Source organism: Microcystis ichthyoblabe FBCC-A1114 (assembly GCF_050500245.1).
Classification (GTDB): Bacteria; Cyanobacteriota; Cyanobacteriia; order Cyanobacteriales; family Microcystaceae; genus Microcystis; species Microcystis ichthyoblabe_A.
In genome coordinates this window covers 2,267,812-2,280,154 of record NZ_CP191408.1, presented here as the reverse complement: position 1 = coordinate 2,280,154, position 12,343 = coordinate 2,267,812, and the positions used below count along the sequence as shown (strand labels likewise).

The following is a 12,343-nucleotide window of genomic DNA, read 5'->3' as shown; positions in this document are numbered from 1 at the left end:
AAGAAAAGGTTTTTCTCCGCGCCACTACCTTATACTAAATCTGGTTATTAAAAACTGATTATTTATTCCCCCTTTTGCCTTTTGCCTCTCCTCATAACTAGCCTGTACTCAACGGATTTAGTATTAGTCCTAATTTTTCGGTGAACGGTCAATTCTTTAATGGCATTGGCAGAATGAGTTGAGTTACACTGTTTACAGTGTAATTAAAAGTTAAAAAAATTGATGTCCCAAGTTGTTAGCACCAGACTGCCCGACCACACAGCAGAAAGACTGAAAAGGTTAGCCCGCCGATTAGGAAAAACCCCTAGCGAAACCGGCGCGATTTTAATCGAGGAATCCCTCCGAGAAAGCGAGTTCCCCTATATTGAATTTCGCCATTCTCCTTTGGGGCGGCAGCCCTACCTAAAAAACTCCAGTTTGGCTCTGTGGGAAGTAATTCAAATCGCTCAAAGCTACGGACTAGATGAAGAAAAAACGGCGGCACATTTTCATCGACCCCTGGAATGGGTACGCTCTGCCCTGCTCTATGCCGAAGCCTATCGGTCCGAAGTCCAAACTGCGATTTCCGATGCTCAAGCGATGAATGAAACGACGATAAAGCGGCTCTTACCGCAATTGGAAACAATGACGGTTTCTGCTGATTTGAGCGGGGAATAGCTAAAATGCTATCTTTTTTATTGGATGAACATATTTCTCCGACGGTTGCCGAACAAATTAGTTATAAACGTCCAGAAATCTCGATTTTTCCCCTAATAACTTGGCAAAAAGGTAGATATTTGGGCTATTCGGATGAAATCGTCTTAAAAGCGGCGGCTGAAGCCCGATTAACTCTAGTAACCTACGACCAGAACAGTATTCCCTCGCTTTTGTGGGAATGGGGAGAAGCTTGGAAAAGTCATAGCGGCGTTATTTTTATCGATTATGAGTCTATTCCCCCTAGCAATTTCGGTCTTTTGATCCGTTCGCTTTTAGCCTTGTGGGAACTGCAAGGAAAGCAGGATTGGACTAACCGACTTGTTTATTTGAAGCCAAAAGTCTAATTCTTTTGGACAGATTGCGATCTGATGTGTTATATTAGTCAAAGGTGTGGCAGAAATGACTACAATTATCCATCGCGAAAAGACCTGATTTTTGTCTACGCATGGAGACGTAGTAATGAAAATCACCAAAATCGCCGCCATTAAGGTTTCCGCGTTAGTTGTCTGTAATGTAGTCTCGGTAGTTGCACCGCACGATGCGATCGCACCTGCGGTAAATGTTCTGGTCTGGGGATCGATCGAAATCTGCATCAACAACAGAAAGCCAAAAGATGAAAAATAAGTAGGGTCTGCTGAAAAAGTACGGGCGAAGCATTCGGATAGAAAATCTACGGTTTCACCGATAGGTTATTGTCCGAATGCTTCGCCCCTACAGGACGCGGGCCGATGAAGACGCAAGGTTTTGAACGACGATTCTCTCAAAATCTTGCACCTGTGAGAGCAAAATAGAACCCTAAAAACCTTACCTCGTCTATATTTCACATTTATTCAGCAAGCCCTAAGTAATCAATATCCCCTAGTTTAACTAAAAACTAGGGGAACGTATTTTTTATAGGGATTTGGCTAATTTTTCGAGATGATGCTCTAAAGGGATATAATCATTTTCCGTCCATCCACATAGGGTTTTCAATGCAGAAATAAATTCACCTTTAATCTCGTTTCTATAAACCTCATTTACGCTTTGATCTAGATTAATCCTTTGAGAATTGCAATAGCTAACCTTGTCTTCAAGATACTTTCTTAATTCCTCGGGATCGGTGAGATAAAGAATCACTTCTTCTTTTTTTACTCCCCGTAAATTGTGCATTAGTTGGTTACGGCGATCGAATTCATGCTCTCTGTCTCTTTTGGATGACCAAATTAATAATTCCCAATCATTATCATCTCCAATTTTCGTAAATTCTTTGAGTAAAGGAAAAAGTTCATGAGGACTCTGAAATTTATAATTTCTCTGGTTAGATAATTGAAGTTGCTTAATCACTTCCTGGATTTTTGTTTCTTTTAAGTTAAGTGATAATCCTTTCTCGTTCCATTCTTTAAAACCTCCTGGTATATGTTTTTGTAAATAGAGTGAAATAGAAGCTTTTAAAAACGTTTCTTGAGCGGCAGATAATAGAATAATTGCTTGAAGATAATTTTCTTGTTTCAAGAAATATTCGATTAAATCTAAGGTTTTACGAACTCTCTTGATCGCTTGTGTCGGCTCGAATTCATCGCCAGTATCTATGGTTTTCATATTAAAAAGATCTATGTAGCTTTCTAGCTCCTTAATTTTTTCTGAGTTATCGTATCCTACCTCTTTTAATAATGCCAATGCCGATCCCGGAAAACCATCTGTGATTAATTTTTTAGCCTTCTGTATTTGTAATTGTTTCCAATAGCTAGAACTCGGAATAATTTCGGGGCTTGTTTTAATCTCATTTTCTTCATAATATCGATTAAGTATCAAGAAATTGACGTTAGAGAAGTAACCAATACTGAAAAATTGAACAGCCGAGGAAATAGCGGGGGTACTAGCTTGATGACTGATGTAAAAAACATCGTCTTGCTGTATTTTTGTTAACTCTTCGGTGACAAGAGTTAACACTTGATCCCAGTGATCTAGCCCCTTATCCTTATCCTTATCCTTATCAGAAGGCTGTAAAGTGATAAAATCCGGTTTTAGCTTAAGTTTGGTCTGGAAGTACCATTCAAAAAGCGGTTTTAAGGTACAGGTATCTTGCCAGAAAGGACAGGGAGAATTTTTGATGTCCGATGTTTTAAAAAGCTTTTCTTGATCGGTTAGGATGATATAAACTCGATCGGGAAATTCTTGATCTTGAAATGCTTGAATTAAAACATCAAGCAAAGGGAATACTAAATCTGAATAACAATGTTCATGATCTTTATAAACTAATCCCAAAACTCTAGCGGCAACGGGAAAAAAGTTAGTATTTTTTTCTTTTTTTGGCTCGATAAAATCTTGACCCGTTCCTTGGCAATGACAGAGAGGTTCTTTCTCTCTAGCCGTGGTAAAGAATTTCTGCCCTCTCATCCAATTGGCATCGGTATTTAATTGAATATCGCTGTTTCCCGTTGTGATAATCCAAGTAGTCATGGTTTTACCCGATAAATAGGGTTTGCTGAATAAATGGGCAATATGGACGAGGTAAGGGTTTTAGGGTTCTGTTTTGCTCTCACAGGTGCAAGATTTTGATCGTCGTTCAAAACCTTGCGTCTTTATCGGCCCGCGTCCTGTAGGGGCGAAGCATTCGGGCAATAACCTATCGGTGAAACTGTAGATTTTCTATCCGAATGCTTCGCCCGTACTTTTTCAGCATACCCGATAAATATGACAAATATTACCAAATTTTTACAAAGTCCGATCGCTCGTTGAGAAAAGCGATAAAATGAGCGCTATCCTCGGTTGTTTCGGGAAAGAAAGTCAATAGTTCGATCGGTGGTTTCTGTCGTTGCAGTTTACCTTCAGAATTCAAGTGATAATAAGGGTAAATTCGATGCCAAAGTCTTCCAGTTTGCGAGTCCCGTCCGATGCTTCCTTGTAAGTTCCGCAGGGTGTGGGTTCCCTCGTAAGGTTGATGAAACCACGTGATCGCTTTAATCCGATCCTCGACAATTCTTCCCCAGACTTGCACCCCACCTTGATTATCATAAGGATACCAAGCTTCTCGCCAATCACAGTGTACAGGATTATCAGGATGAATCGTATAGCCTTGTTTAGCGGCGTAATTCTGGAATCGTATCCGAAGGCGATCGATAAATTGCGATAGATCTTGTTGTAAATCGGTGATAGGAAGATAAAGAGATTCTGAAGAGTCTATAAATTTCCAATGACACCCGATCATCGGTTTATTGCCTTTTTCTAAATAGGGACGGAAAAACTGCCAGTGATCCGCTCTTCGCCATGATTTGCCGAATCCCCCGAGTAAAAGAGCAAATTGCACTATTGCCTTGGCTAATTCCGCGAGTTCTTGCCGATCTTCCGAGGAAGTGCGACGATTCATACAGGAAATTTGTAAAGTTCCCCGTTTGAGATTGTATAGAGGCATAATTTGCTCGCTTTTACCCGGGGGAGTGTAGGGATGCTCGCCAAATTTTAAATCATCATCATGGTAGGTGAAGCTGATGCCGAGTTGTCCCAGAGTAGCGGCTCCGTCGATGCCTCCCCAGAGGATTTGGGTCAGATGTTTAGCGGTCTTTTCATCGGTCATTCCTCCTAGTAAACGTAGGGTATGACCTCGAAGGGCTGCTTTAAACATATTGGGACGGAATTCGGGAGTTTTGTCGAGTAATGTAGCGGTGATTCCCTGTCCTTTGAGATGAACTTGTAAGAGGGTTTCTGGTGAGGGTACATCTTTAAAGCGACCGTATCCGGCGCTAACTCTGGAACCGAGTCCATTGCCGATCGCTTTCTCCCAAATTTGCCAGATCGTTCGCCATTCTTGTTCGTCGAGGGGAATGGTACTGGAAATCCCGAAGTTGAGAGTTACCTCGTGAAAAGATAATAGTACATTAGCGTTAGTTTTTCCGTCTTGAATAACTTGTTTTTCCTGCTGGGGATGAGCGATATCGACTAAGTTTCGAGTCCAGTTATTATCCGTAGGATAGCCTCCTAGAAAGCGCAGAATACCTGGTTCAGAACCCTGATCGCCTTGGGAGGGTTTGCCGCAATACTTTAGAGCTTGTTCGGTAGTACAGGCACAGGCACGACGGAAAGCCCCTTTCATCGATGATCCGGGGTAGTAGGGATAGCCTCGCGCACCGATAGCCGGTCGGATAATGCCATCATCTTGACCTCCATTGGTGACGAGTCGCCAAGTCATAGTATAGGGTCGCGTCTTGGCTTCCCCGCTAAATTGCGGTGGTTCGGAAAGGTTATTTTTTTTGACAGGAGACGGACGTTGTTGCGATTTGGGAGTTTTATCGGGTTGCCCGGATCGACCACCGCTATCGTCAGTGGAATGATAAAGTTTAGTCCACTGATCGACCCAATCGTAGGCTCGCGCTTTTTGTTTATTTTCTTGTCTTTGTAATTGACATCTTCCCTCGATCTGTGCTTGATAGAGGAGGGGTACATCTGACCAGTCTGGCATTTTATTCTTCCTCCTCGATGTTCGGATTTAGGGGATTAGAGCTAGGTTTTTTGTATCGTTGCGTCCACCAGACCAAGCTATCACAAAGTTGGGTGAGGACGTAGAGAGCGATTCTCTGATCTTCTAGGGGAAAAGTTTCTTGATTCCAGAACTCTCGGGCGATCGCTTGGATAGCTTTGGTTTGAGCTTCTGGTTTATCTTGAGGATTAATCTTGCCACGGGGAACCCGTAATCCCGCCTCTTCTAAGATATCGACGAATTTCTGCCAGACATCTTGCCAGTATCGTCCTTTTTGTCGATCAGTAGCGTCATTTTTGTCGATCAATCTCAGGTGTTCACCCCAAAAACGTTCTAAACCGTAGGCGACGGTGGTTCTCATTTTGTGGGATTCATTCAACACTTTCTCGCTGTCTCGGTATTTTAAGACCAATTCCTGGGCAGCCCGATCGAGGTTATAAGGATTCCATGTCATTTCGCGTCTCCTAAGTAGCTGGTTATAATTAAATTAAAAATGGATTTTAGGTTCGATCCCCCCTGCCCCCCTTGATAAGGGGGGTGCCGATAGGCGGGGGGATCCCCCTTGATAAGGGGGGTGCCGATCCCCCCTGCCCCCCTTGATAAGGGGGGTGCCGATCCCCCCTGCCCCCCTTGATAAGGGGGGTGCCGATAGGCGGGGGGATCCCCCTTGATAAGGGGGCATCTGATAATTTTTAACGCCTACCTACTTAACAGTTTCCGGTTAAACTTTCGATAAGTTTTTCAAGGTCATCATGCAGTGGCCGAAGCCGACCGATTCGAGTCCCCCTAGATAAATATCCCCCGTTTTATCTTGTTCCAGTGGTTTCCAGTTGTCCCAAACGTTATCATCGATCGGTTTAAGGGCAAGGGGAAAAGCGAGGACTGTTCCTTCTGGTATTGCCTCGACATTAAAAAAAGCTTTATTAGCCGCCACTTTCCGCCCCTCTTCTAACTGCACGCGACTCTGACGATAGAGGGCCATATCGTGGATCATACCCATATCATTGTCATCGACCACCACGGCGGGCAGGTTTTTGAGGGGAAACCAGGGTGTTAGATCCCAATTGGGGTAACTCACCGTGATAAACCCCAAGTTGAAGAAAAGTACGGGGTCAGAGTTGTTTTTGGAACGGGTTTTTAGAGTTTGCGAGCCGGTGTACTCGGGGGGGATGTCTGCCTTGACGTCGGCAATGCGTTGGTAGCGTCGCAGTAAACTCGGACAACTAACCCAAACGATCGGTTGTCCGGGGCAGAAAACCGGCAGCCAGACGATCGAGGCGTGTTCTGGTTTGATAATCGATTCATAATCGTAGTTTTCCTGTCGGTTTTTTTCCGCACCGCGGCCGTACCAGCGTTCCACTTCTTGTAACGCGCTCGTTTTGGCCTGTTCTGGGGATTGCCCTCGCTTCTTGTATTGGCTTGTTAAACGGGCTAACATATCGGAGCGGAGACGACCGCGTAGGGAACTACTGGGGATTATGCCTGTTTGGGTGAACTGATCGCGAAAGATCAGGTTAAGGTTGCCGCTTTCTTCCCCGGCGGCGGCTCCCAGATGGAGTGGGGCAAGGGTTTCAATGATGCCGTAGGCTTTTAGATACATTCAATTCAATCCTTTTATTGTTAGCGGTAGAGATAGTCCACAGCCGATATGTTTGAGGGGAAACCCCTCTCTAGGAAACCAGTCTTCCGGCCAGTCCCACCACGATCGCCCGATCGGTTCTTCCAGCACATACACGCTTCCCGAAGGAACGGAATACCTACCCCGTCCCAAGCGTCCACCTAAACCGTAACGGTAGGGGATGGGTTTGTCGGTGAGCAGCAGTTGAACTGAGGGGAAATCGGGTTGTTCGGGAATTCGGGAGGAAAATCGTTTCGATCCCCAGATGGCCGGAGTGATCGTCGCAAAGGCCTGTTCAATTGGCTGTCTCAGCAATTGATAGATGGCCCAATCGGGTTTAATCTCAACGCTCTCGATCTCGACTAGATGATTTTCTCCGCCGAATTTATACCATCCCGGATCGAGGGGATGGGTGGCTAGATAGATCAAACAGGTTCCCTCCTTCATCTGCACGGCGTATTCTAAAAACAGACCGTCCTTCTCGACGGTACAGCGTCGATCGATCTCTAGCTTGGGATGTAGGATGGGAGTAAATTCCCACGGCGAGAGTTCCGCAAATCCGTTGTCGGCGATGTATTGCGCCGATTCTGTCCAATCTTCACTAGAAATCCAGGAAAATTCGGGTTCTATTGAGTCCTTGTCGCAATCTCGCTCCCAGACGACTTGTCGATCGGGTGCAGCTATGATTCGCCATTCGTCGGATTTGTCGGTGGCGATTATTTTCGTGCGGGGAATCGGGATATAGACGTTACGAAGACTATTGGTTTTGGCCCAGAAGGGGCCAGCGATGAAGAGGTTGTCTCTTAATTCCCGATGGCTATACTGATGGGTCGTTTTATTGGCGCTGAAAAATAGTCCGGATAGGGTGGCGGCATCGGGGGGAAATTTAGAGCCAGAACGTCCGACAAGGTTTTCCGGGGAGAGGAACGCGCCGGAACTGCCGTACATCATGCCGAGGGGTTTAATGATGATGAGATGGGAAAACATAAAATCCAAGCGGGAAAAGTTAACGAAGGCAATAGATAATCAGTCTTTAATAACCGGATTTAGGATTATTTTTTGATCGTTTCCCCGATCGAGAGATGCCAACCGATCGCGATCAGTTCGTCTATCCAGCGAACGATCGCCCTAGCGTAATCGGCATTGCCATTGCCGCCCTCTGGGAGGGAGACGATCTGATCATCTTCTTCTTCTAAAATTTCTTTATAGCCGCTAAAGTATAGATCGAAAAACTGTAGGAGTGTGGAGAGGTTATCGAGGATTTTCGAGTCTGCGCCATCGGAATGGCTTCTAGGGTTATCGAGATAGCCCAGGCCAAAAGCGTGACGGGCTTTTAGTCGGGCAAAGTCGCTATAGATATGACCCCAGTTTTTCCCGCCGTCCCGATCTCGATAGTGGTTTAGCGTGTTCAAGTATTTCCATCTGGTTGTCCATTGAACATATTGCCCGTTGTTAAATAAAACGCGGATGGTGAGGCGATCGCGTCCTAGTTTTTTCGAGCGCTGTTCTGCTTCCCGACAGTGCTGTAAAACGTCTCTCTGGGGAATGCTGTGGGCTGCCCAAACGAAGCCGAGACTTAGAGTCACCCGTTGATTGATTTCTTCAGTTTTTCCAGTTTTCCACTGTTGATCGAGGGTTTGTAGCCAGTGAAAAACTCGATCGATCTCGATCGAGTCGAGTTGTGGATCGGGAAATTGGCTATTATAAACGATGCCTAAAAAATCATCTCCTCCGGCGTAAATTATTCTACCGAGTTCGGTCTGGTTAAAGTCCCTCTGAAATTTTTGTCCCCACTGACGCATAATCTTGCTGAAATCTCGGATTTTTTGGTCTGAGCCGAGGTCTTTCAGGTAATCGCCTACTTTATCGCCATCTCCCATGAACCAGCCCGTTTTTTGTCCCACTGAGGCGGGGTTATCTTGCGGTCTCCTGATCAGGTCTCGAAATCCTCGCTGGCGAAGTTCTTCGGGAAGTTTAACTCCTAGAGAGCGGGCGATATGTGGGAGAGTGATCAACCGTTTGGTTAATTCGGGAATATTCAATCTTTCGTTTCCATCGATGTATTTGCCTTCCGGTTGTCTATCTTTGGGTTGACCGTCAGGATCGTTAACTCCATCGAGTAGGAAGGCTAATCTTCGGTAGAATAGGGCGATATGTCGGTTTTCTTCGCTCCAGTCAAGCGTTTTCATGTCTTGGTTTTCCCGATCCATCCCGTACCAAGCGATCGCGTCAGTCCCAGACAGACTAGAGCTTTCCCCGACCCAATTCACCCCTTGCCAATTGCGGGCGAGTTTACGATTTTCCAGATCGACCATGGCGGACTCTAGATCGTCCCCCATGCCCCAGAAAAATTCCCAGGTGCGTTTTTCCCACTTTTTCCAGCTTTTTTGCCAATTCCATTCTGAGGATCGATAGTAAGGCGCGAGGGCGTTTTCGACCCATTTTCTACAGGTTGCGAGAATATTTTTCCAACGATTTAAAAAGGCTCGTTGCAGTTCCGCAATGATTTCCTGGGAGGAGGAGGACTGTATTTCGCTATCGATTTTCAGGAGAACACGGTTGGGCATTCCCTGTTGGGAGTATAGCAGTCCGGGGCTAATTAGGTGGTACTGCTCGGGCCGGTGGGTGACGATTGTACTGGTCAGATCCGAGAGAATCTGAGAGGCTCCGTACAGGTCCCTCAATTTGCGGGATTTTTCAATAAAGCTTTGGACGGGGGAGAAGGTGATGGCTATATATTTGGACATAAAGCTATAGAAAACTCGATTGTTTAAGAGGTATATTCAACAGCCTTGAAAAGACCTAGAAAAGACTTATCTCTGGCTAAAAAAATAGGATTGTTAGATTAATTGGCTCTTTTGTACTTTTATATCTATCACTAAATTTCTAATTATTGTGTTAATTTTAAATAATTTTTCTTAAACAATCTTTATTTTTATTGATTTTTATTAATTAAGTATCGTTTCTATTCAGACGCTTAATTAATTGGAATTAAAAAAATTGTAGGGTTAATTCATGAATTAACCCTACACATTGTTTCCATTCATACGCTTCACGAATTGGAAGCAAGGCCGCGCAACTCTACCACTACCGAAACTTACACCTATTTGTTTCCATTCATACGCTTCACGAATTGGAAGCAAGAAAACTGCAAGCATTGCAAAGATGCTACTTTTTTGAGTTTCCATTCATACGCTTCACGAATTGGAAGCAAGAGGAGTGGCGAAAGTCACTCGCTGAAAACACTGCCATGCAGTTTCCATTCATACGCTTCACGAATTGGAAGCAAGGAGTGGATTGCGGACTATAACGACGCAATCGTAGTTTCCATTCATACGCTTCACGAATTGGAAGCAAGACGGGGGCAGCTTGGTGGGGAGTTGTTCAGTGGGGCGTTTCCATTCATACGCTTCACGAATTGGAAGCAAGCCTTATCAGTTGTGGGGGAGCAGCTTTATACATTAAGCGTTTCCATTCATACGCTTCACGAATTGGAAGCAAGAGTCCTTAGTCCAAAACTTATGAACAAAATCCTGAAGTTTCCATTCATACGCTTCACGAATTGGAAGCAAGCTGAAAGATTGAAGAGATCCTCTTGGCATACCGTATTAAGTTTCCATTCATACGCTTCACGAATTGGAAGCAAGTGTCTTGGTGCATTTTCCTGAGCCTAAGCCCGGAAGGTTTCCATTCATACGCTTCACGAATTGGAAGCAAGAGTCACACTGACGCTTAAAGATGCCGCCCTGAACACGGACGTTTCCATTCATACGCTTCACGAATTGGAAGCAAGGTATGATTGGGCGTTTGAGAAAACCGGCTCCAAGCGTTTCCATTCATACGCTTCACGAATTGGAAGCAAGGCAGGTTAGCCGAGTGTTCCCTGGCGGAACGACTGGTTTCCATTCATACGCTTCACGAATTGGAAGCAAGTTTCGGAATTGGAATGGTCTCAGGTAACACTCTATACCACGATGTTTCCATTCATACGCTTCACGAATTGGAAGCAAGACGAGGGTGCGGCAAATGTACGGCGTGCAATTGAATTGTTTCCATTCATACGCTTCACGAATTGGAAGCAAGAAGACTTTATAAAATCCGAAGCTAAAAGGCTTTGGAGTTTCCATTCATACGCTTCACGAATTGGAAGCAAGACTAGCTTTGCAAAGCTAGGCTGTACAAGGATTGTACAACGATTTTTCGTGGGATATTGAAAAGCATAGACATTATTAATAATAATTGTCAATAGTCACCTCGGTCATCAGGCTCAAAGCCTTGCTGGACAAGGCATCGACGCACCTCAACGAAAACTCTAGATTTTCAGCCATTGTGTCTAACCCGCGAAAAATGTTGATAACCGATAACTAATAACTAATAACTGATCACTGTTCCTATGGACTAATACCCGCAGATTTAAGGGCTTTGTCCATTAAAATTACATGGGTACTGCTTTCCTGTCCCTCATTGTCAGGACCACATCGCTTTTTGATGATGAGGAATGGCGATCACTTTTGGGAGAAGCAACTTTTTTGGCGATTTTGATGAGGAGGAGTGTGATCGTTTTTGGAAGGAGCAATTTTTTGGAATGGAAGTAATTAAACTAAAACTAATCAGAATAAATATCTCGACGATGACCAACTTGATGAATCGTAATAAAGTCATCATCAAAAGAATATATCACCCTGTAATCGCCAATTCTAAGTTTAAACAAACCGCTTTAAATTAGAACTTAAACTTTGATGTCTAATATCATCAAAATTTTCATTTATCCAACGAACTTTTTTAAAAGACACGCTCCCGAACAACTGCCGTAAGCGACTCTAAACCTTCAACGGCTTTATCGGTAAATTCTATATGGCGAGGCATTACCAATCTAATCCTAATCTTTGAGCTACTTCTTCCGCAGAAATTCCCCGTTCTCCATTTCGAGTTCGCTGTAAAGAGTCAGCTAGAAATTGAGAGACTTCGGTTTTAAGTTGTTTATCAACATCAGGATCATTTAGTAGAGATTGAACTGTTTCTGTAACAGTTTCTTGAATCAAAAACTTAAAATCTTCAACACTTAGGTCTTTAACTTGCATTCTTGTAATTAGAACTCACTATTCTGACTATAGCATCGTTTAAGAATAGCGATCACGTTTTGTGGGGATACAATTGGAGGATGCGATCGCTTTTTGATGATGAGGAATAGCGATCACTTTTGGGAGAAGCAACTTTTTTGGAGATTTTGATGAGGAGGAGAGGCGATCGTTTTCTTATCAAAGTCCTATAGAAATGAGATAGGATCAGGAAATTCCTGTAAAGTGTCAAGAATTTATGAAATCCATTAAAATCATTGTGGAAAAACATTCTGATGGCTATATCGCCTATCCATTGGGAATTCAAGGCGTAGTAGTCGGTGAGGGTGATACCCATGAAGATGCTCTTATTGATGTGCAATCGGCGATCGCTTTTCATGTTGAAACCTTTGGGGAATCAGTTCTCGAAGCTGACTCATCTTTATTAGAAGCCTTTGTTGTAGAAGCAATAGTCTAATGGCAAAATTTCCGGCTGATGCCCCTAAAGCCAAAGTGATT

12 protein-coding genes and 1 CRISPR repeat array are annotated in these 12,343 nt (G+C 44.1%); of the genes, 5 read left to right on the top strand and 7 right to left on the bottom strand.

Features of this window, described 5'->3' with window-relative positions; translation table 11 throughout:
- Positions 1–222: 222 nt before the first annotated feature.
- From ACQY1Y_RS11030 to ACQY1Y_RS11020, 3 genes are all read left to right on the top strand, one after another.
- Positions 223–657: a hypothetical protein gene (locus ACQY1Y_RS11030; RefSeq protein ID WP_002774994.1), complete on the top strand. Its 435-nt coding sequence runs from the start codon at positions 223–225 to the stop codon at positions 655–657.
- 5 nt (positions 658–662) lie between these two features.
- Entirely contained in the window at positions 663–1,040 is a 378-nt protein-coding gene (locus ACQY1Y_RS11025) for a DUF5615 family PIN-like protein (RefSeq protein ID WP_430014568.1), read from the top strand.
- A gap of 115 nt (positions 1,041–1,155) precedes the next feature.
- Positions 1,156–1,320 (top strand): hypothetical protein, encoded by a 165-nt coding sequence (locus ACQY1Y_RS11020; protein ID WP_154663933.1) that lies wholly within the window; start codon positions 1,156–1,158, stop codon positions 1,318–1,320.
- Between the two features lie 267 nt (positions 1,321–1,587).
- On the opposite strand, the gene ACQY1Y_RS11015 is transcribed toward ACQY1Y_RS11020, so the two are convergent.
- The 6 genes from ACQY1Y_RS11015 to ACQY1Y_RS10990 all read right to left on the bottom strand — a co-directional run bounded on the left by ACQY1Y_RS11015 (position 1,588) and on the right by ACQY1Y_RS10990 (position 9,514).
- The gene (locus ACQY1Y_RS11015) at positions 1,588–3,135 is read right to left on the bottom strand and encodes a hypothetical protein (RefSeq protein ID WP_430014567.1); all 1,548 of its coding nucleotides are present in this window, start codon (positions 3,133–3,135) and stop codon (positions 1,588–1,590) included.
- A 244-nt stretch (positions 3,136–3,379) separates the two neighbouring features.
- The gene (locus ACQY1Y_RS11010) at positions 3,380–5,131 is read right to left on the bottom strand and encodes an RAMP superfamily protein (RefSeq protein WP_430014566.1); all 1,752 of its coding nucleotides are present in this window, start codon (positions 5,129–5,131) and stop codon (positions 3,380–3,382) included.
- 1 nt (position 5,132) lies between these two features.
- The gene (locus tag ACQY1Y_RS11005; RefSeq protein ID WP_430014565.1) at positions 5,133–5,603 is read right to left on the bottom strand and encodes a hypothetical protein; all 471 of its coding nucleotides are present in this window, start codon (positions 5,601–5,603) and stop codon (positions 5,133–5,135) included.
- Positions 5,604–5,870: 267 nt separating this feature from the next.
- Positions 5,871–6,749, bottom strand: a complete 879-nt coding sequence (locus tag ACQY1Y_RS11000) for an RAMP superfamily CRISPR-associated protein (protein WP_002794074.1) — start codon at positions 6,747–6,749, stop codon at positions 5,871–5,873.
- A complete protein-coding gene (locus ACQY1Y_RS10995) occupies positions 6,750–7,754 on the bottom strand; it encodes a CRISPR-associated protein (protein ID WP_190537631.1) in 1,005 nt (334 codons plus the stop codon).
- A 65-nt stretch (positions 7,755–7,819) separates the two neighbouring features.
- Positions 7,820–9,514, bottom strand: a complete 1,695-nt coding sequence (locus ACQY1Y_RS10990; protein ID WP_430014564.1) for a Cas10/Cmr2 second palm domain-containing protein — start codon at positions 9,512–9,514, stop codon at positions 7,820–7,822.
- Positions 9,515–9,802: 288 nt separating this feature from the next.
- A CRISPR array of direct repeats spans positions 9,803–10,921; the repeat unit is 35 nt; unit sequence GTTTCCATTCATACGCTTCACGAATTGGAAGCAAG.
- 344 nt (positions 10,922–11,265) lie between these two features.
- On the opposite strand from ACQY1Y_RS10990, the gene ACQY1Y_RS10985 reads away from it, so the two are divergent.
- Positions 11,266–11,493: a hypothetical protein gene (locus ACQY1Y_RS10985; protein ID WP_430014563.1), complete on the top strand. Its 228-nt coding sequence runs from the start codon at positions 11,266–11,268 to the stop codon at positions 11,491–11,493.
- A gap of 139 nt (positions 11,494–11,632) precedes the next feature.
- Here ACQY1Y_RS10985 and ACQY1Y_RS10980 read toward each other — a convergent pair whose 3' ends face one another.
- Positions 11,633–11,848 (bottom strand): hypothetical protein, encoded by a 216-nt coding sequence (locus ACQY1Y_RS10980; protein WP_271937179.1) that lies wholly within the window; start codon positions 11,846–11,848, stop codon positions 11,633–11,635.
- 235 nt (positions 11,849–12,083) lie between these two features.
- On the opposite strand from ACQY1Y_RS10980, the gene ACQY1Y_RS10975 reads away from it, so the two are divergent.
- Entirely contained in the window at positions 12,084–12,302 is a 219-nt protein-coding gene (locus ACQY1Y_RS10975) for a type II toxin-antitoxin system HicB family antitoxin (RefSeq protein ID WP_002741155.1), read from the top strand.
- Positions 12,303–12,343 lie beyond the last annotated feature (41 nt).

Bases quoted from the DNA above. Each gene is read 5' to 3' on its own strand.
- ACQY1Y_RS11020 (WP_154663933.1), top strand. From the start codon at position 1,156: ATGAAAATCACCAAAATCGCCGCCATTAAGGTTTCCGCGTTAGTTGTC.
- ACQY1Y_RS11005 (WP_430014565.1), bottom strand. From the start codon at position 5,603: ATGACATGGAATCCTTATAACCTCGATCGGGCTGCCCAGGAATTGGTC.
- ACQY1Y_RS11010 (WP_430014566.1), bottom strand. From the start codon at position 5,131: ATGCCAGACTGGTCAGATGTACCCCTCCTCTATCAAGCACAGATCGAG.
- ACQY1Y_RS11025 (WP_430014568.1), top strand. From the start codon at position 663: ATGCTATCTTTTTTATTGGATGAACATATTTCTCCGACGGTTGCCGAA.
- ACQY1Y_RS11030 (WP_002774994.1), top strand. From the start codon at position 223: ATGTCCCAAGTTGTTAGCACCAGACTGCCCGACCACACAGCAGAAAGA.
- ACQY1Y_RS10990 (WP_430014564.1), bottom strand. From the start codon at position 9,514: ATGTCCAAATATATAGCCATCACCTTCTCCCCCGTCCAAAGCTTTATT.
- ACQY1Y_RS11015 (WP_430014567.1), bottom strand. From the start codon at position 3,135: ATGACTACTTGGATTATCACAACGGGAAACAGCGATATTCAATTAAAT.
- ACQY1Y_RS11000 (WP_002794074.1), bottom strand. From the start codon at position 6,749: ATGTATCTAAAAGCCTACGGCATCATTGAAACCCTTGCCCCACTCCAT.
- ACQY1Y_RS10980 (WP_271937179.1), bottom strand. From the start codon at position 11,848: ATGCAAGTTAAAGACCTAAGTGTTGAAGATTTTAAGTTTTTGATTCAA.
- ACQY1Y_RS10975 (WP_002741155.1), top strand. From the start codon at position 12,084: ATGAAATCCATTAAAATCATTGTGGAAAAACATTCTGATGGCTATATC.
- ACQY1Y_RS10985 (WP_430014563.1), top strand. From the start codon at position 11,266: ATGGCGATCACTTTTGGGAGAAGCAACTTTTTTGGCGATTTTGATGAG.
- ACQY1Y_RS10995 (WP_190537631.1), bottom strand. From the start codon at position 7,754: ATGTTTTCCCATCTCATCATCATTAAACCCCTCGGCATGATGTACGGC.